16 protein-coding genes are annotated in these 18,365 nt (G+C 61.0%); 14 read left to right on the top strand and 2 right to left on the bottom strand.

What is annotated here, in order from left to right:
* The first annotated feature begins 2 nt into the window (after positions 1-2).
* The 10 genes from DWX58_RS09085 (at position 3) to guaB (ending at position 7,334) form a co-directional block, all read left to right on the top strand.
* Positions 3-341 (top strand): hypothetical protein, encoded by a 339-nt coding sequence (locus DWX58_RS09085; protein ID WP_118643090.1) that lies wholly within the window; start codon positions 3-5, stop codon positions 339-341.
* Position 342: 1 nt separating this feature from the next.
* Entirely contained in the window at positions 343-753 is a 411-nt protein-coding gene (locus DWX58_RS09080) for a hypothetical protein (RefSeq protein WP_118643088.1), read from the top strand.
* Entirely contained in the window at positions 750-1,307 is a 558-nt protein-coding gene (locus DWX58_RS09075) for a hypothetical protein (RefSeq protein WP_118643086.1), read from the top strand. Before DWX58_RS09080 ends, DWX58_RS09075 begins: the two co-directional genes overlap by 4 nt.
* A 57-nt stretch (positions 1,308-1,364) precedes the next feature.
* Positions 1,365-1,646: a YabP/YqfC family sporulation protein gene (locus tag DWX58_RS09070; RefSeq protein ID WP_118643084.1), complete on the top strand. Its 282-nt coding sequence runs from the start codon at positions 1,365-1,367 to the stop codon at positions 1,644-1,646.
* Positions 1,647-1,656: 10 nt separating this feature from the next.
* Positions 1,657-2,889: a sporulation protein YqfD gene (locus DWX58_RS09065; RefSeq protein WP_118643082.1), complete on the top strand. Its 1,233-nt coding sequence runs from the start codon at positions 1,657-1,659 to the stop codon at positions 2,887-2,889.
* A 33-nt stretch (positions 2,890-2,922) separates the two neighbouring features.
* Entirely contained in the window at positions 2,923-3,906 is a 984-nt protein-coding gene (locus DWX58_RS09060) for a PhoH family protein (RefSeq protein WP_118643080.1), read from the top strand.
* Positions 3,903-4,385: a hypothetical protein gene (locus DWX58_RS09055; RefSeq protein ID WP_118643078.1), complete on the top strand. Its 483-nt coding sequence runs from the start codon at positions 3,903-3,905 to the stop codon at positions 4,383-4,385. Before DWX58_RS09060 ends, DWX58_RS09055 begins: the two co-directional genes overlap by 4 nt.
* Positions 4,386-4,401: 16 nt before the next feature.
* Entirely contained in the window at positions 4,402-5,010 is a 609-nt protein-coding gene (locus DWX58_RS09050) for a hypothetical protein (RefSeq protein ID WP_118643076.1), read from the top strand.
* Positions 5,011-5,013: 3 nt separating this feature from the next.
* Complete coding sequence (locus DWX58_RS09045) at positions 5,014-5,757, top strand: acyl-ACP thioesterase domain-containing protein (RefSeq protein WP_118643074.1); 744 nt, start codon at positions 5,014-5,016, stop codon at positions 5,755-5,757.
* Between the two features lie 101 nt (positions 5,758-5,858).
* Positions 5,859-7,334, top strand: a complete 1,476-nt coding sequence (gene guaB / locus DWX58_RS09040; protein WP_118643072.1) for an IMP dehydrogenase — start codon at positions 5,859-5,861, stop codon at positions 7,332-7,334.
* 107 nt (positions 7,335-7,441) lie between these two features.
* Here guaB and DWX58_RS09035 read toward each other — a convergent pair whose 3' ends face one another.
* Both DWX58_RS09035 and DWX58_RS09030 read right to left on the bottom strand, forming a co-directional pair.
* Positions 7,442-9,235 carry a HAMP domain-containing sensor histidine kinase gene (locus DWX58_RS09035; protein ID WP_118643069.1) on the bottom strand — a complete coding sequence of 598 codons (1,794 nt, stop codon included), beginning with the start codon at positions 9,233-9,235 and terminating at the stop codon, positions 7,442-7,444.
* Between the two features lie 15 nt (positions 9,236-9,250).
* Positions 9,251-9,919: a response regulator transcription factor gene (locus DWX58_RS09030; RefSeq protein ID WP_118643067.1), complete on the bottom strand. Its 669-nt coding sequence runs from the start codon at positions 9,917-9,919 to the stop codon at positions 9,251-9,253.
* Positions 9,920-10,062: 143 nt separating this feature from the next.
* Here DWX58_RS09030 and DWX58_RS09025 point away from each other — a divergent pair, with 143 nt between their 5' ends.
* The 4 genes from DWX58_RS09025 to addA are packed head-to-tail and all read left to right on the top strand — an operon-like array spanning position 10,063 to position 18,363.
* On the top strand, positions 10,063-13,422 hold the full coding sequence (locus DWX58_RS09025; protein WP_118643065.1) for a PD-(D/E)XK nuclease family protein: 3,360 nt from the start codon (positions 10,063-10,065) through the stop codon (positions 13,420-13,422).
* Positions 13,423-13,461: 39 nt separating this feature from the next.
* Complete coding sequence (locus DWX58_RS09020; protein ID WP_118643063.1) at positions 13,462-14,295, top strand: pyridoxamine kinase; 834 nt, start codon at positions 13,462-13,464, stop codon at positions 14,293-14,295.
* 24 nt (positions 14,296-14,319) lie between these two features.
* Positions 14,320-14,733 (top strand): EamA family transporter, encoded by a 414-nt coding sequence (locus tag DWX58_RS09015; protein WP_118643239.1) that lies wholly within the window; start codon positions 14,320-14,322, stop codon positions 14,731-14,733.
* A gap of 30 nt (positions 14,734-14,763) precedes the next feature.
* The gene (addA, locus tag DWX58_RS09010) at positions 14,764-18,363 is read left to right on the top strand and encodes a helicase-exonuclease AddAB subunit AddA (protein ID WP_118643061.1); all 3,600 of its coding nucleotides are present in this window, start codon (positions 14,764-14,766) and stop codon (positions 18,361-18,363) included.
* Positions 18,364-18,365 lie beyond the last annotated feature (2 nt).

Below are 18,365 nucleotides of genomic sequence, written 5' to 3'. Positions count from 1 at the left end.
CGATGGGATACGGATGGCTGAATCTGGGTAGTCTGGTGTGCGGCCTGGCGGGGTGGATTGTACCCTGTCTGGGCCTGCGGAAGAGTCGGGTTCCAAACCGGGGAAAACAGGGAATGACCGCTGTGATTAGTCTCAGTCTCTGTGGTTTGGCACTTTGGATGCAGCTGAGGTATCAGCAGCATCTGGTGGATATTGAGGACTGGTCGGCTTTGATGGACACTGCCGGAGCGGTGTCCAAGGTATCCGGGTTTCTGCTCTTGTCCACGGTACTGCTCAACCTGATGGTGCTGGCGATGACCTTGGGAAAGGGCGAGAAACCAAGGCTGACGGAGGAAAACTGAGATGAAGGCTGAAGTGAAAAGCTGGGGAAGAGCGCTGTGTCTGCTGTTCACAGTGTCCTGCATAGCGGTATGCTTGTCGGGCTGTGCGGTGGTGCGTTATCTGGTGATCAGAGATTGGAATGGAGATGCGGATCTGGTAGTGGTCAGCCAAAATCCAACGCCCATTGCCTCTATCGCGCTGGAGGAGGAAAATGCCAGCCGGGTGGTGGCAGATGCCGGAGGTTTGGCCCTGCTGGAGCGGGGAGAGAGCTACGGCCTGAAGCTGGACGAGGGGGAGGAGGACTGTACCATAGTCCTTCTGGACCTGGATGAGCAGGAGCTGGGACAGGCCCGGATCCATTTTGATGGAACGCGGCTGTACCTTACCTTGTGGGAGGACGGAACGGTAACTGTGTCGGAGGAGAACACGTGAGCGTCGATGTCACATGCGCCCTCTGTGCGGCTGGTAGCGTGATTCTGCTGGCCTGGATGGATGCAGCCCTCATTGCGCCCCGGGACAAACGATTGCTTTGCTTGGGACTGGTGTCGGCTGTGCCCGTTGGACTGCTGGCAGGAGGAAATTTGCTGCTGAAGCCCTTTGACCTGGCCTGGCGCAACCTGCCGGGCGGGCTGATGGCCGCCGCCGGTATTCTATGCCTTGTGGCCGTGGTGATTGGAGCAGCGGCGAGGGTAGTGACCTGCCCCATGGAGAGGCGCTCTCTGGGTGCCCGGGCTGCCGTCCGAATCACCGTACTGGCCGGAGCGGCGATATTCCTCTATTATTTTCTGGTTCTCGCCCCTTGGGCAGCCTGCTTCACCTATGCCGGCCAAGAGCGTATGATCACCTACAAAGGCCAGACTCTGCTGGAAGTGGACAACTCCTTTCTGGATCCCATGTACGACTATTACACCTACCATGGACCCGTCTTTCGCGGTGCTGAGCTTCTCTACAGCAGTCAGGAACACCGGCTGGATGAGAATCCATAAAACAACATTCAAGTTTCACCTCTTCCTTACATACAAATGAGGGAGAGGTGATTTTTCATGGACAAAAAGCCGCGCCGGGCCGGATTCCTGGAAAAGACGGCGGAGCTGTTTGACCTGCCTGCCGATGCCCTGGCGGGTGTGCCCCGCCTGGAGCTGACGGGGGACGGGGAGCTGCGCATGGAAAACCACAAAGGAATCCTGGCCTACGGCTCGGAGGAAATCCACATCAGTGCCGGGTCCTTTCTGGTGAAAATCAGCGGCCAGGGGCTTGAACTGCGGGCCATGACGGGGCTGGAGCTGTTAATTACCGGAAAGATTGAGCACATCCAGCTGACATAGGAGGGGCAACATGAAGCGGCTGATGAATTATCTCCTGGGAATGGTGTGCCTGACGGTGACCGGGCCCTTTCCAGAGCGGCTCATTAACCTGTGCGCCCAGCACCGGCTGGATTTCTGGGCGGTGGAGTGGCTGGACGAGCACAGCGTCCGCCTGACCACCCGGCGGGGAGCGCTGAAGGAACTGAAAGAGCTGGCGGAAAAGGTGAGCTGTACCGTGGAAGTGGAGAAAAGCCACGGCCTGCCCGATTTCCTGGCCCGCTTTCGCACCCGGTACGCCTTTCTGGTGGGACTGGCTTTGACTCTGTGTGCGGTGGCCTTTTTCTCGCGGTTCATCCTGGTCATTGAGGTCTCCGGAAATGAGCAGGTGCCAACGGCGGTCATCCTCAGCCAACTGCGGCAGCTGGGCGTACGCCCCGGGGTGTACGGTCCCGCTTTGGACCGGCAGCAAATTGCCCAGGAGGCTCTGCTGGGGTTGGACGGCCTGTCCTGGATGGGCATCAATCTCCATGGGACCCGGTTGGAGGTCCTTGTGCGGGAGGCGGTGCCGGAGCCGGAGCGGGTGGATGAGACAGGCTACTATGATATTGTGGCAGAGGCAGATGGCATTGTCACCCACGTGGAAGCGGAGCAGGGGGACGCGGTGGTCAAGGAAGGGGATACCGTGGCGGCAGGGGAAACCCTCATTGCCGGTTTGGTCACTTTGGAGCCTCCCCAGTACAGTGACCTTCCTACCCGCTACTATGAGACTCACGCCCGGGGCAGGGTTTGGGCCCGGACCTGGCGCAACCTTACCGCTGCCATTCCGCTCACTGCCCAGGTCAAGACTTACACGGGGGAAGAAAAATCGGTGTGGTCTGTAAACCTTCTGGGAAATCAAGTTGAAATTTTCGGAAACAGTAGCATTTCCTGGCCCTTCTATGATAAAATAATCACAGTGCGCCAAGGGCGGCTGCCCACCGGCGAAGCCCTCCCCATCAGTTTGCGGCAGGAGATGTTTCGGGAGTACGAAGTAAAGTCGATCTCCATTGATCTCCAGGCGGCTCAAAGTTTGCTGGAAGATCAGCTGCTCCGGCAGCTGGAGGGACTGATCGGGGAAGACGGGGAAGTGCGTGCAACCAGCACCCGCGCCTGGGTGGACGGTACACTTTTTAAGGTGACGCTGGAAAGCGAATGCTTGGAGGAGATTGGCCGGGAGGTGCCCAGCCAGACCCCCATGCCTCAGCAAGGAGATTCCGGGACGTAAACCGCCCCGCGAAAGGCAGGAGACAAGATACCAATGACAGAACAGACCATCAGTTTGGAGCGGTTGGAGGAGACCATCAATGTGTTTGGCTCCTTCGACGAGAATATCCGCCTTATTGAGCATGAAATGGGAGTCACGGTAGTCAGCCGTGACTCCATGCTCAAGGTGGCAGGGGAGGACCCGGAGCAGGTAATGTACGCCGTCCGGGCCATTGAGAGCCTGATGACCCTGTCCTCCAAGGGCGAGGTTATTAACGAGCAGAACGTGCGTTATATCATCCAGTTGGTGCGGGACGGCAAGGAAGGCGAAATCCACCAGCTGGCGGGGGATGTGCTGTGCGTCACTGCCAAGGGCAAGCCCATCAAGGCCAAGACCATCGGCCAGAAGCGGTATGTGGAGGCCATCCGGGACAACGTGGTCACCCTGGGCATCGGCCCGGCGGGCACCGGAAAGACCTATCTGGCGGTGGCGGCGGCAGTGGCCGCTTTCCGGGCCAAGGAAGTGAACCGCATCATCCTCACCCGGCCCGCAGTGGAGGCAGGGGAGCGGCTGGGCTTCCTGCCCGGCGACCTCCAGTCCAAGGTGGACCCCTACCTGCGGCCCCTGTACGACGCCCTCTTTGACATGCTGGGGGCGGAGACCTATAATAAATATCTGGAGCGGGGCAACATTGAGGTGGCCCCTCTGGCCTATATGCGCGGCCGAACGCTGGACGACTCCTTTATCATCCTGGACGAGGCCCAGAATACTTCCCGGGAGCAGATGAAGATGTTCCTCACCCGCCTTGGCTTCGGATCCAAAATTGTTATCACCGGCGACATCACCCAGATTGACCTGCCCGCCGACAAGGTGTCCGGCCTGAGGGAGGCTATGCGGGTTCTGAAGGGTGTGGAGGACATCGCCATCATTCGTCTCAATGAGGCCGACGTGGTCCGCCACGCTCTGGTCCAGAAGATCATCAAGGCCTATGAGGCGGATGAGGAGCGGCGCAATCAGAAGAAGGAGAACCGGAAATGACCCGTTTTTCCTGGTTCGGATACGAGGCCGAGGTGGATGAGCAAACCGTCCGGAGCTGGTATGCCCAGGCGGATGAGTGGGGCTGCACCTGCGGCCACTGCCGGAATTTCCTGGCCCTGGCCCGGGAGCGGAAGCTGCCTGAGAAACTGCTGTCTATTCTGGACAGCCTGTCCATTCCGCCGGAGAAAGCCACTTATGTGTGTGAGCTCTACCACGATGAGAGCTGGCGGGAGAAGGGGCTTCTCTATGAGCTTTGCTGGCGCCTGCCGGGAGAAATTCTGGACAAGCCAGCCGGGGAGGACTGCGGCCCGAACTGGGGTCCTGCAGTGAAGTTTCCCTGGGGGGATATCGCTCTGGGCCATGAGGGTGACCCGTGCAGCGAGGCCGAAAATCTTCCAACGCCCAACTTTGACCTCATATGCACCATGTACCTTCCCTGGGTACTGGACGAGCCCGTGGACGGGCCCAACGCGGGTTAACAAAGGAGACAATTCCATGGTACAAGATACAAAGCGATTTATTTCCTATATCTGTCCCCACTGCCGGCAGTCGGTGATTGTGGAGCGCAGCGTGTTTTCCATTGCTGCCTCGCCGGTGCACATCAAGTGCCCCTGCGGCAAGTCGGAACTGCGGGCGGAGATGCTGGGGGACCGGGTGGAGCTGGAGGTGCCCTGCCTGTTCTGCGGGCATGAGCACCGGGTGAGCTGCTCCTCCAAGGCGTTCCTCTATCAGACGGCCCTGGCCTTCTCCTGTGCGGCCTCCGGTCTGGACTGTTGCTACGTGGGGGAGGAGGGCCCGGTGTACGCCGCTACTGCCCGATTGGAGCAGGCGGTGGACAAGCTGGAGACAGAGTCCGCCCAGCAGGGAGCTTTCCTGGACGAACTAGTGATGCAGGAGGTACTCTCAGAGATCAAGGACATCGCCCAGCGGGGCGGGATTTCCTGTGCCTGCGGCAGTAAGGAGTGGACCTTCCGGGTGAACTTCAGCTCGGTGGATCTCATCTGTAAGAAGTGCGGGGCGGAGATGCGGATTCCTGCCGCCACGGCCGATGACATTGACGATATCTGCTGCAAGACAAATCTGGTGATTCGAGGGAAGCGCTGAGCCATGAGTTTATACTATGAACACACCATCCGTCTGTCCGGTATGGACGCCGATGGGCGGGGTATTTGCAAAGCGTCCGCCTTGCTGAACCACCTCCAGGTGGCCGCCGCCCTAGCGGCGGAGGACGGGGGCTTCAGCCGGGAGATGCTGGTGGAGCGGTACGGGGCCTTCTGGATGCTGGCCCGGTCCTGGTTTCATTTGAAGCGGCCTCTGGGCTGGGAGGATGAAATCACCATCCGTACCTGGCACCGGGGCGGAAAGGGCGCGCTCATGTACCGGGACTATGATATTTACGTGGGGGACGAGCTGGTGGGCGAGTCCGTGTCCGGCTGGGTGCTGGCCAGTATGGAGGGACATAAGATGATACGGCTGTCTTCCATCAAGGAATTGAACAATACAGACGGTGGCGAGTTGTGCAAGAAAATGACGCTGAACAAGCTCCGGGGCCCCGCGGAACTGCGGGAAGTGGAACGGCGGCCCATGCGGTACAGCGACACCGATATCAACGGACATGTGAATAACACCCGCTATGCCGACTTTGCCTGTGATGCGTTGGATATGGATCGGCTGGAACAGGGCCATTTTCTTTCCACCATGCAGATTGGCTACCTGGCCGAGTGCCGTCCCGGGGATGTTCTGAGCATCCAGACCGGGGAGCAGGAGGGCGGCCACTATGTCTGCGGCTTGGACAGAGAGGGCAAATCCCGCTTCGAGGCGGAGCTGTTTTTTGGCGAAACCCTTCCTTGACAAGCTTTTTTGCGGGGGGTAAAATAGACCTAATATCGACATATCTGCCAGATAGAGAAGCCCTGAACACGGAAGAGACAAGGAAAAAGGAGTTGTAGTGTATGGTCAATCAGGATGTCACCCAGAAGTTTACCAAGCAAGGCCTTACCTTCGACGACGTGCTGCTGATTCCCGCGGCGAGCAATGTTCGCCCCGCCGATGTGGATCTGCGTACCCGTCTGACCCGTAAGGTTCATCTGAATATCCCCCTGATTAGTGCCGCCATGGACACGGTGACCGAGTACCGCATGGCCATCGCCATCGCCCGTGAGGGCGGCATCGGCGTCATCCATAAGAATATGTCCATCAGCCAGCAGGCTGAGCAGGTGGATATGGTCAAGCGCAGTGAGAACGGCGTTATCACCAATCCCTTCTGGCTGGCTCCCGGCCATACTCTGGCCGAGGCGGACGAGCTGATGGCCAAGTACCGCATCTCCGGCGTGCCCATCTGTGACAACGGCAAGCTTATCGGCATCATCACCAACCGTGATATGAAGTTCGAGACCGATATGAGCCAGCTCATCGACAACGTGATGACCAAGGAGAACCTGGTCACTGCTCCCGAGGGCATCACCCTGGAGGAGGCCAAGGAGATCCTGCGCAAGCACAAGATCGAGAAGCTGCCTCTGGTGGACAAGGACTTCCACCTGAAGGGCCTTATCACCATCAAGGACATTGAGAAGGCTGAGGTCTATCCCAACTCTGCCCGTGATGAGAAGGGCCGTCTGCTGGTGGGCGCCGCTATCGGTGCTACCTCCGACGTGCTGGACCGTGTGGCCGCCCTCACCGAGGCCGGTGCCGACGTGCTGGTGCTGGACAGCGCCCACGGCCATGAGCACCACGTGCTGGAGGCTGTTAAGCGGGTCAAGGCTCTCTATCCCGACGTTCAGCTGATTGCCGGTAACGTGGCCACCGCTGAAGGCACCCGCGCCCTCATTGAGGCCGGCGCCGACTGCGTGAAAATCGGTATTGGCCCCGGTTCTATTTGTACGACCCGTGTGGTGGCCGGTATCGGCGTGCCCCAGATTACCGCCGTGTATGATGCCGCCTGCGTGGCTGCTCAGTACGACATTCCCATCATCGCCGACGGCGGCGTGAAGTTCTCCGGCGATATTGCCAAGGCCATTGCCGCCGGTGCCAGCGTGGTCATGCTGGGCTCCCTGCTGGCCGGCTGTGAGGAGTCTCCTGGCGATACCGAGGTGTTCCAGGGCCGTCAGTTCAAGGTCTACCGCGGCATGGGTTCCCTGGCTGCTATGAACAAGGGCTCCAAGGACCGCTACTTCCAGGAGTCCAACAAGAAGCTGGTTCCCGAAGGCGTCGAGGGCCGTGTGCCTTACAAGGGACTGGCCGGCGAGACCATCTATCAGCTGATGGGCGGCCTGCGGGCCGGCATGGGCTACACCGGCTGTGCCACCATCGAGGAGCTGCAGTCCAAGGCTCAGTTTATGCAGATTACCGCTGCCGGTCTGCGGGAGTCTCACCCCCACGACATCTATATCACCAAGGAAGCTCCCAACTACACCGTCAACCCCACCTAATGGCATTCATTGGAGGGCCGCGCCGTCTGGCGCGGCCCTCTTTGTACGTGAACGTACAAAGAAACAAAAAGAGCGGGTTCGCTGTATAGCAAACCCGCTCTTTTCGTTCAGGTTTCCGGGGAAGGTGAAACACTGGGAGATACCTCTTTCTGTAGCCGGAACTGTACGCCGCCCGGAATGTTTTCTGCCGTGCAGCTGAGGTGGTGCAGGGAGAAAATGCGCTGTGCGATGGCCAACCCCATACCGCTGCCGGAGCGGTCCCGGGCCTTGTCCCCCCGGTAGAACAGTTCAAACAGCCGGGGCAGTTCCTCCTCAGGGATGGGGTCGGCGTCATTTTCCACGGTCAGTACCGGACCCGACGTCAAGGTTATCCGCACCTGCCCGCCGGGGGTGCAGTACCGGGCCGCGTTGGACAGCAGATTACCGATACCTCTCTCCAGAAGAGGCTGGTTCCCTGGGCAGGTCACGTTCTCTTCCAGCTGTGTGGAGAGGTTAAGACCCTGAAAGAGGGGCGCCATCTCGTCCAGCAGGTCCTTTACCAGGCAGGACAGATTTACCGTCTCCAACTGCTGGAGCTGCTCGATCCGCTCCAGCCGGGTTTCCTCCAGCATATCCAGTACAAGTGCATTCATCCGGTCAATTTCCCGTTCCATCCCGGCCAGATATTGCTCCCGGTCACCGATGTCCTGCTCCAAGCCCTCGGTGTAGCCACGCATCAGGGCAAGAGGGGTTTTCAGCTCGTGAGAGGCGGCAGCCACAAACTCCTGCCGCCTGCGTTCCAGTGCCCGCTCGTCGTCCCAGCGCCGCTGGAGCTCTCCGGACATGGTTTGGAGACTGCGATTTAGCTCACCGATTTCATCCTGGCGCTTCACATCCCCCTGGACCTCAGAAAAGTCAAGGGCTGCTACCGTTTGAAATGCAGTTTGAGTTTTTCGCAGGGGCAGGACTACCATACGCCGGATGAGCCCGAAGAACAGGATACCCAGAATGGGAATGAGCACTAACAAGCGAATCAGCACGGGGGCCTGCTCCTGGAGGGCTGTTTTCAGGGGAGTGGAGGCTAACACTACGCCCAGCCAAACGTCAGCACCTGTCTCACTTTGATGCTGGATGCGAGTTAGAGCTGAGAAATAGCAGGAGCGGTAGTTCTGCCAGACGGAAGAGAATTGGGGCGCTCTATCCAACATCCAGTCCGTGGCACCTAGCATCAACTCCCATTCCTCTTGCGTGTGGACACCGTTGGGCAGCATACGGCAGGGGACGGGAGCGTTCTGCTCTTCCTGGGTGCTGCTCAAAGACAAGGTGTCCGCTCCTCCGGTTCGGCCAGTGGAGTACGTGTGTCCGTTCACGGTCAACGTATCCACATAGAAAAACGGGCCACTTCGCGTGCCCACGGCGGAGAAAGCGGGAGAATCCGGACCGCCTGTGAATATTCCGCTGAGCTGTGAGAGCTCGGCAGCGGACAGTCCCTGCAGGTCAAGAAACAACACATCTGGTTCCGCCTGGCTGGGGTTTACGTAGAGAACCGCGGAGAGCATACGCACGGGCAGCAGCTCCGGTGTTCCGGAAGCATCCTCCGTCCAGGTAAAGGCGTACTGGAGGTAACGGGGAGCATCGTACATGTCATAGAAAAGAAACAGAGAGGAACCGGAGGATGCCTTCTGAGCTTCCAGAACCCAGGAATCGTCCAGGGTTTGGGGATCGAAAGTCTGGAGATAGGAGTCTGAACGATAGAGATTGAGCCGACTGTCGGCCAGCGACGGCCCGTTGTCTATAATCTCCTGGGCCGTGGACAGAACCAACACACTTCCCACGGTCAGCCATAGAACCAAAAGCATACCGACGGTGGTCAGGACCAGCTTAAAGGACAGCGAGTGAACAAAACGAACCTGTTTACGCATCGGCTTTTCCTCCTTTCAGCCCAGACGGTAGCCCACGCCGTACACAGCCCTGATATGCTGGGCGGCGGTGCCCAGCTTCTGCCGGAGAGCGGCCACGTGGCGGTCCACCATCCGCTCATCTCCCTCAAAGTCCACGCCCCACACGTTCTGGATAAGACGGTCCCGGCTCACCGTCCGCCCCTGTTCCCGGAGGAGAAGCTCCAGAATATTCAGCTCCTTGGGCCGTAAGTGGACGGGCTGTCCATCCACAAAGGCGTCTCGCAAAGCGGTGTCCAGCACAATGCTGCCGTAGCCCAGCTGGTGCTCGCCCAGACATTCGCCCCGGCTGCGCCGGAGAATGGCCTGGGCCTTGGCCACCAGAACGGGGAAGGAGAAGGGCTTGGTAAGGTAGTCATCTGCCCCTGCCCGGTAGCCCTCCAGGGCATTTTCTTCCTGCCCCAGGGCGGTGAGAAAGAGAACAGGTACTGAGCTCTCCCGCCGGATTCTCCGGCAAACCTCCAGACCGTCATAGTGGGGCATCATCACGTCCAGAATGATCAAATCAAAGGAGTGTTCTGCCGCGGCGGCCAGGGCCTCCGCTCCATCATAGACCGGGTGAACCTCCAACCCGGCGGCGTGAAAAAAGTCCAGAATCAGCGCCGACAGGGCCCGGTCATCCTCCGCAAGCAAAATCTGCGTCTTCACGTGTATCCTCCTCTCTCTGAACCTATCTTACCAGAAGATTATCTGAAAATCATCCACGGCCCCTGAGAAAGTGCGGGGCTTTTTTTCAGACAGGAAATATGGTAAAATGGCCCCACGTGATAAAAGAAGGGGGAGGGATTGTCATGCTGAAGCTGATTCTGGGCCGGGCAGGTACCGGAAAGACCACGGCGGTACTGCGCCGTCTGTGTGAGGCCGGGGCAGAGCGGCCACAGGTGCTCATTGTGCCCGAGCAGCAGTCCCACGAGGCCGAGCGTGCCCTGTGCCGCATGGGGGGCGACGGGGTGTCCCGGTATGCCGAGGTGCTCTCCTTCAGCCGGCTGGCTAACCGGGTGTTTCAGGCTGCCGGTGGACTGGGGGAACAGGAGTTGGACGGCGGCGGACGGCTGCTGCTGATGTATAACGCGGTCAAGTCTCTGTCCGGGCAGCTGACGGTTTATGGACGGCCTTCCCGACGGCCTGCCTTTCTCCAGTCCCTGCTGGCCACCGTGGACGAGCTGAAAAGCTGCTGTGTGCCGCCCACCCTCCTCATTACTGCCGGCCAGGATGCCGGAGGCCCGGAGGGGGAGAAGTTGCGGGACCTGGGGCTCATTTGCGGCACCTACGACGCCCTGTCTGCCCAGGTAGCCCTGGACCCCAGGGACCGGCTGACCAGGGTGGCGGACAAGCTGTCCAAGTGCGCCTGGGCCAAGGGCAAGGACCTGTGGCTGGATGGCTTCACGGACTTCACCCCGCAGCAGGGCGAGGTGCTTCGGCAGCTGATGACCCAGGCGGAACACATAACCATCACCCTCACCTGTGACCACCTGGAGGAGGAGGAGGGGGGCGAGGGGATCTTTTCTCCCGCCCGAAAGACCGCCGCGGCCCTGCTGCGGCTGGCAAAGAAGGAACGAATTTCCTGTGAAGTAGAACACCTTGTAAATGATTGCACTGAAAAGGAATCAGCACTTAAGGACTTGGAAGTGTGCCGGTTTGGTCACGAGCCGGAGGAGCCCTTGGAGGCAGGGGAGGCAGTGGAGCTCTTCCAGGCCGGGAGCCTGCGCTCCGAGGTAGAGTGGACCGCTGCCCGGATTCTCCGACTGGTGCGGGAGGAGGGGCTCCGCTTTCGGGACATCGGTGTGGTGGCCCGGAATTACGGGGCCTACCGGGACCTGGTGGAGTCCGTCTTTCCCCGATACAATGTGCCGGTGTTTTCCTCCGCCATGAGTGATATCCTGGACAAGCCGGTGCTGGCTCTGGTGACGGCGGCTCTGGAGACAGTGGCGGGGGGCTATGCCTACGAGGACGTGTTCCGCTATCTGAAAACCGGGCTCACCGATTTGAAGGAGGAGGGCCGGGACCTGCTGGAGAACTACGTGCTCAAGTGGGACATCCGGGGCAGCCGCTGGACCCAGAGCAAGGTATGGTCCTGGCATCCCCGGGGCTACGGTATTCCTTGGGAGGAGGGGGACCGGGCGCTGGTGGAGCAGTTGGACGGCATCCGCCGGCAGGTGGTCGCGCCCTTGGAGAAGCTGCGGAAAAATCCCAAGAAAACCGGAATGGGACAAGCAGAAACCCTTTACGACTTTTTGGAGGAAATTGGCCTGCCGGAGCAGCTGAAAGAGCGGGTAGAACGTCTGCGCCGGACGGGGCAGCCCGCCCTGGCCGACGAGTACCGCCAGCTGTGGGAGATCCTCTGCGGCGGGCTGGAGCAGTGCGCTGCTCTTTTGGGAGATACCCCCATGGAGCTGGAGGAATTTGCCCAGCTCTTCCGGTTGGTCCTCTCCCAGTACGATGTGGGTACCATTCCCGTCTCCCTGGACCGGGTGACGGCGGGGGAGACCACCCGCCAGACCGGCCACCGGGTGAAGGTGTTGTTTCTTCTGGGGGCGGACGACGGGAGCATCCCCCAGGTGTCCACGGCACCGGGGTTGCTGTCGGACGAGGACCGGTCCCTGCTCTCCGGCTACGGGCTGGAGCTCAACCAGTCCCAGCAGGAGCTGCTGTACCGGGAGATGACCACCGTCTATCTCACCTGTGCCCAACCAAGCCGCAAGTTGGTGGTGTCCTGGCCAATCCAGGGTCCGGGCGGTGAGGAGCGGCGGCCCAGCTTCCTGGTCCAGCGTATTCAGCGCCTCTTTCCCAGCCTGTCTGTCCTGCAGGAGGAGGACTTGCATGGTTTCTTCCGCTTGGAGGCCCCGCTGCCCGCTCTGGAGCAGGCGGGTCGGAGCGAAGCTGCCTGTCGGGCACTGGAGAAGCTGCCGGAGTACCGGGAGCAGGTGGAGCGGCTCCATCGGGCAGTTGCCTTGGAACGGGGCAGTCTGTCCCAGCGGGCGGTGGAGCGGCTGTACGGCCGAAAGGTGCCCATGTCTGCCTCCCGGATGGACAAGTACAAATCCTGCCATTTCTCCTATTTTATGCGCTATGGCCTGCGGGCCGAGCCACGCAAGCCTGCCGGCTTTACAGCGCCTGAATATGGCACCTTTGTCCACTATGTGCTGGAGCATGTCCTACAGGATGAGCTGTTCCGCCAGACGGAAATTCCGGGGATGGAGCGCGGCCTGACGGAGGAAAAGCGGAGCCGCCTGCGCCAGCTCACTCGGGCTGCGGTGGAGCAGTATGTGGCGGAGGAGCTGGGGGGCCTAGAGGGACAGAACGAGCGCTTTCAGTATTTGTTCCGCCGCCTTCTGCGCTCGGTCCAGGCAGTGGTGGACAACGTGGCGGAGGAGCTGCTGTCCTCCCAGTTCAAGCCCATCTCCTTTGAGCTGGGCTTTGGCCGGGATGGAGCGCTGCCGCCGGTGGAGTTTACCTCGGAGGGGGTTACCCTCAGCGTGTCCGGTTTTGTGGACCGGGTGGACGGCTGGGTCCACGACGGTCGGATTTATCTGCGGGTGGTAGACTATAAAACAGGTCGCAAGTCATTTGACTTGACAGAGGTTTGGAACGGCCTAGGCCTGCAGATGCTGTTATACCTTTTCACCTTGGAGGAAAAGGGAGAGTCTATCTACGGCCTTCCCGTGGAGGGGGCAGGCGTACTGTACCTGCCCGCCCGGGACGCGGTGGTTCGTGGCAGCCGGACCATGAGCCAGGAGGCCTGGCAGAAGCTGATGGACAAGGAGCTGCGGCGCAGCGGCCTGGTGCTGGATGACCAGAAGGTGCTGGACGCCATGGAGGTGCCGGGGGAGGAGGGCTACCGCTTCCTGCCCCTGAAGGTGTCACGGAGCACCGGCGCCATCACCGGCGAGGCTCTGGCCAGCGCGGAGCACCTGGGGAAGCTGGGCCGGCACATTCAGAAGGTACTGGAGGACATCTGCGGTGAGCTGGCCCGGGGCAACATCGCCGCCGACCCCTTCTGGCGGGGGCCGGAGAAGAACGCCTGCCGCTACTGCGACTATGCTGCCGCCTGCCACTTCGAAGAGGGTCGGGGTGGCGACTGCCGCCGGTGGCTGCCCGCCGTGGACGCCGGGGAGTTCTGGGAACAGATTGACCGGGAGCAGGAGGAATAAAAACCCATACCCCACAGGAAAAGAAGGAGAATACCCTTTATGGAGAAAAGCAAGAACATTTTGATCATCAACGACATGTGCGGTTACGGAAAGGTGGCCCTGGCGGCTATGCTGCCGGTTTTGTCCAATCTGGGCCACAGTGTCTACAACCTGCCCACCGCTCTCGTGTCCAACACCCTGGACTACGGAACCTTCACCATCCTGGACACTACCGATTACATGGTGAAAGCCATCGCGGCGTGGAAGGAGCTGGGCTTTCAGTTTGACTGCATCACCACCGGCTTTCTGGCCTCGGCGGCCCAGGTGGGCATCATCCGGGACTTTATTGCCGGGCAGAAGAAGGAGGGCCTGCTGGTGATGACCGACCCCATTATGGGGGACGACGGCAAGCTCTACAACGGCGTGACGGAGGAGACGGTGGAGAACATGCGCCGCCTCATCGGTGTAGCTGACGTGATTGTTCCGAACGTCACGGAGGCCCAGTTCCTCACTGGCCTTCATGTGGGCAAGGAGGGACTAAATCAGAAGGAGGCCAGGGAACTGGTGGACGGCCTGCTGGCCTTCGGGCCCCGCTCGGTGGTGATAACCAGCGGCGTGGAGCAGGAGACCGGCCGTCATGTGGTCTGGGGCTTCGACCATGCTTCCAGGACTTACTTCACTCTGCCCTACCGCTTCATAAAGGTCCATTTTCCTGGGACTGGAGACCTCTTTTCCGCTGTGCTGGTGGGCAAGCTGTTGGCGGGAACGCCCATGCAGGAGGCGGTACAGCAGGCCATGGACATTCTGGAGCGGCTTATTTTTCTGGAGCAGGACGAGATTGAAAAGAACAAGGGCATTCGGATTGAGAAGTTTCTCAGTCTGCTGAAAGAGTAAAGAAAAGAGGAGAGAGAACCTATGATGTGGGCTGTATACGCGCTTTTGTCGGCGGTATTTGCCGCACTGACAGGAATTCTGGCCAAGCTTGGGATGGCGAACATCAATTCCAATCTGGCCACCGCCATCCGTACTACGGTGGTGCTGGTCATGGCCTGGGCCATCGTGCTGGCTTCCGGGAAACAGACGGAAATCGGGAGTATTACTACACGGGGCTGGGTGTTCCTCATCCTGTCCGGCTTGGCCACGGGCCTGTCCTGGCTGTGCTACTTCCACGCCCTCCAGATCGGGGAAGCCAGCAAGGTCATTCCCATTGATAAGTTCAGTGTGGTGCTGTCCATTGTGCTGGCCTTTGTGGTGCTGGGGGAGAAGGTTACTCTGACCAAGGTGGTGGGCGGGGCGCTCATTACACTGGGTACCTTTATTCTGATTCTCTGAGGCAAACTTTGTGGGAGAGGAGGCGGTTTTATGGCATTCCCGCTGACGGAGGAGCAGCGAAGCATCGTGGATGACCGGGGCGGAGAATTATTGGTATCCGCCGCGGCCGGTTCGGGCAAGACCCGGGTGCTGGTGGAGCGGTTGCTGGACCGGGTGACCAGGGACGGCGAGGACATTGACCGCTTCCTGGTGATTACTTATACCAAAGCGGCGGCGGCAGAGCTGCGCACCCGAATTGCTCAGGAGCTTGCCGCCCGGCTGGCGGAGCGGCCGGGGGACCGCCATCTGCGCCGGCAGACTACCCTGGTCTATAAGGCGCAGATCTCCACCATCCACGCCTTCTGTGCCGCCCTTCTGCGGGAGAGCGGCCACCTGCTGGACCTGGACCCGGACACCAGGCTGTGCGACGAGGGGGAGGGGCAGGTGCTCATGGTGCGCACTCTGGAGGAACTGCTGGACCGGAGGTATGAGGGGCTGGAGGAAAACAGTCCCTTCGCCCAGCTGGCGGACACCCTGGGGGCGGGCCGGGATGACAGCCGACTGGTGCAGATTGTGCTGGACATCGCCCAGCGGGTGCAGAGCCACCCGGACCCGGAGCAGTGGCTTCAGGAGCAGCGGCAGGCCTGGGAGTTGGATGGAGTGATGGATGCTGCCCAGACCCCCTGGGGCGCTCTGCTGTTGGAGGAGGCCCGCCGCCAGGGGCGGTGGTGCCGGGACCGGATGGAGCAGGCCCTGGCCCTCACCGGGGCAGATGAGCTGCTGGAGATGAACTACGCCCCTTCCATCTCCGCCACCTTGGAAGGACTGGACGGTCTGCTGGCTGCCCAAAGCTGGGACCAGGCCCAGGCCTGCCTGCCCATACCCTTTCCTGCCGTGGGCCGGAAGAAAAAGCGTACCCAGGAGCTGAGCCCCATGGAGGAACTCCGGGCGGCCCAGGCCGCCCAGCGGGTGAAGGCTATCCGTACCCGGAGCAAAAAGCAGATGGAGAAAGTGGCCGCTCAGCTGGAGGGGGACAGCGCCGCCCTGCTGGAGGAACTGCGCCTGTCTCGTCCCGCTGTGCAGGCACTGATGGACCTGGTGATGGACTTTCAGAAGGCCTATGGAAGGGAGAAGCGCCGCCGGAGCGTGATGGACTTTTCCGACTTGGAGCACTTTGCGGTCAAGCTTCTGCTGGACGGGGAGGGGCGTCCCACTCCGCTGGCGGAGAGTTGGTCGGTCCGGTTTGACGAGGTGCTGGTGGACGAGTACCAGGACACCAACCAGGTGCAGAACGCCATTTTCTCCGCCATCTCCCAGAGCGGCCGCAAGCTCTTTGAGGTGGGCGACGTGAAGCAGTCCATTTACCGCTTCCGTCTGGCTGACCCCACCATCTTTCTGGACAAGTACCGCCGCTTTTCCATCGGGGACGCAGCCGGGGAGGGGGAGCCCCGAAAGCGGGTGCTCTCCCGGAATTTCCGCTCCCGGCCCCAGGTGCTTCTGGGGTGCAACGACCTGTTCCGGAACATTATGTCCACGGAATTCGGCGAGCTGGACTACACCGACGACCAGGCCCTGGTCCCCGGGGCCTCCTTCCCAGAGGGGGAGGACTACGCCCTGGAGGTAGACGGACTGGACCTGTCCTTTTTGGGGGAGCAGGAGGGTGAACGGGAGAGCAAGGACCTGATGGAGGCACGCTTTGCCGCCCAGCGCATCCGGGAGCTGCTGGAAAAGCCGCTGCTCATCACACAGGGGGATGGGCTCCGCCCGATTCGCCCCTCGGACATCATGATTCTGCTCCGGAGCCCCGGCTCTGTCCTGCGCCACTACCTGCGGGCCCTCAGTGAGGAGGGGGTTCCCTGGACTGCGGACGGCGGAGAGGACTTTCTTGCCACCACTGAGGTGAGCGTAGCTCTGTCCATTCTGCAGATCGTGGACAATCCCCACCAGGATGTACCCCTCATTTCCGCCCTGCGCTCTCCGGTGTATGGCTTTACCGGGGACCAGTTGGCTCTGCTGCGGGCTCAGGCCAAGGGAGACTTCTATTCCGCTGTAGTGAAGGCCGCCCGGGAGGGCGACCGGGCCTGCGCTGAGTTTTTGGCGGAGCTGGAGCGGCTGCGCTTTGGGGCGGGGGACAAGACCTGCCGGCAGCTCATCTGGCATATCTATGAGACAACGAATCTGTTGGGGCTGTTCGGTGCCATGGACCGGGGCCGGGAGCGGCAGGACAACCTGCTGTCCTTCTACGCCCTGGCCGGACAGCTGGAGGAGGCGGGCTGCCGTTCTCTGTTCCAGTTCCTGCTTCGCCTTCAGCGACTGCAGGAGACAGGGGCCCGGATTGCATCCAGTGGAGGGAATGGCCAGGAGGAGGGCGTGTCCATTTTGTCCATCCACCGCTCCAAGGGTTTGGAGAAACCGGTGGTGCTGGTGTGCGGCCTCACCCGGCGGCTCAATCGGGACGATTTGATGCGTCCGGTGCTGTTCCATCCCACTTTGGGAGTGGGCCCCAAGGGGCTGGATCGGGAACGGATGGTGGAGTATCCCACCCTGGCCCGCCGGGCGGTGGCCCGGCAGCTGGAGCGCGAGATGATGTCCGAGGAACTGCGCCTTCTCTATGTGGCTATGACCCGGGCCAAGGAGAAGCTTATTTTGACTCTGGCCCTGCCCGAGGGAATCCGGAGCCTGGAGCGGCTGGGGGAGGACGTGTCCGCACCAGTGTCTCCCATGGCCCTGGAAAACCAACAGAGCGTGGGGGCCTGGATCCTGCTCCACGCCATGTCTCGGCCGGAGGCCGCCCCCCTGCGGGAACTAGCCGGGTTGCCGGAACAGGGAGCAGCACCTGACTTAGGCCCTGCCTGGGACATCCGGTGGATTCAGGGAGCACCCCTGTCCGAGCCCGCCCGGCCCCAGGGCCGTCTGGCTGATTTGCCGGAGAAGGGGGAGGAGGTACAGGACCTCTATGAGCGTCTGACCTGGCACTACCCCTATGCCGGAGCGGTGCCCGTCCCGTCCAAGCTGACCGCTACTCAGATCAAGGGACGGACGGTGGACCAGGAGGCGGCGGAGGACGCCCCGCCTTCCGCCGAACCTGCCCAGAAAAGCTGGGAGCCCTACCGCCCCGACTTTATGGCCCAGTCCAAAGGGCTGACGCCCGCCCAGAGAGGGACAGCCCTCCACCTGGCCATGCAGTACGTCTCCCTGGAGGGAGACCACAGCGTGGACAGTATCCGGCAGCAGCTGGACCAGTTGATGGAGGAGGGGTATCTCACCGCCCTGCAGCGGGAGGCTGTCCAACCGGAGCGGCTGGCTGCCTTCTTTGCAAGCAAGCTGGGGCAGGAGCTGCTCTCTGCCCAGGAGGTGGGACGTGAATTTAAATTTTCCCTTCTGGTTCCGGCCAAGACCTATTTTCCGGACGCGGGGGAGGAGGAGATTTTACTCCAGGGCGTCATAGACGCCTGGTTTGACGACGGGACGGGGGTTACGGTGGTAGACTTCAAGAGTGACCGTATCCGGCCCGGGGGCGAAGATACCGCGGCAGAGCGGCACCGGGTCCAGATTGAGGCGTATAGCCAGGCGCTGGAGCGCATTTTAACGCGCCCGGTGAAGCGAAAGGTGCTGTGGTTTTTTGCCACGGACACCGCGAAGGAGCTGTAAAA

This window comes from Pseudoflavonifractor sp. AF19-9AC, from assembly GCF_003478995.1.
Taxonomy (GTDB): domain Bacteria; phylum Bacillota; class Clostridia; order Oscillospirales; family Oscillospiraceae; genus Lawsonibacter.
Note: the sequence above shows the minus strand (reverse complement) of the source record. Positions and strands in the feature narration are given on the sequence as shown.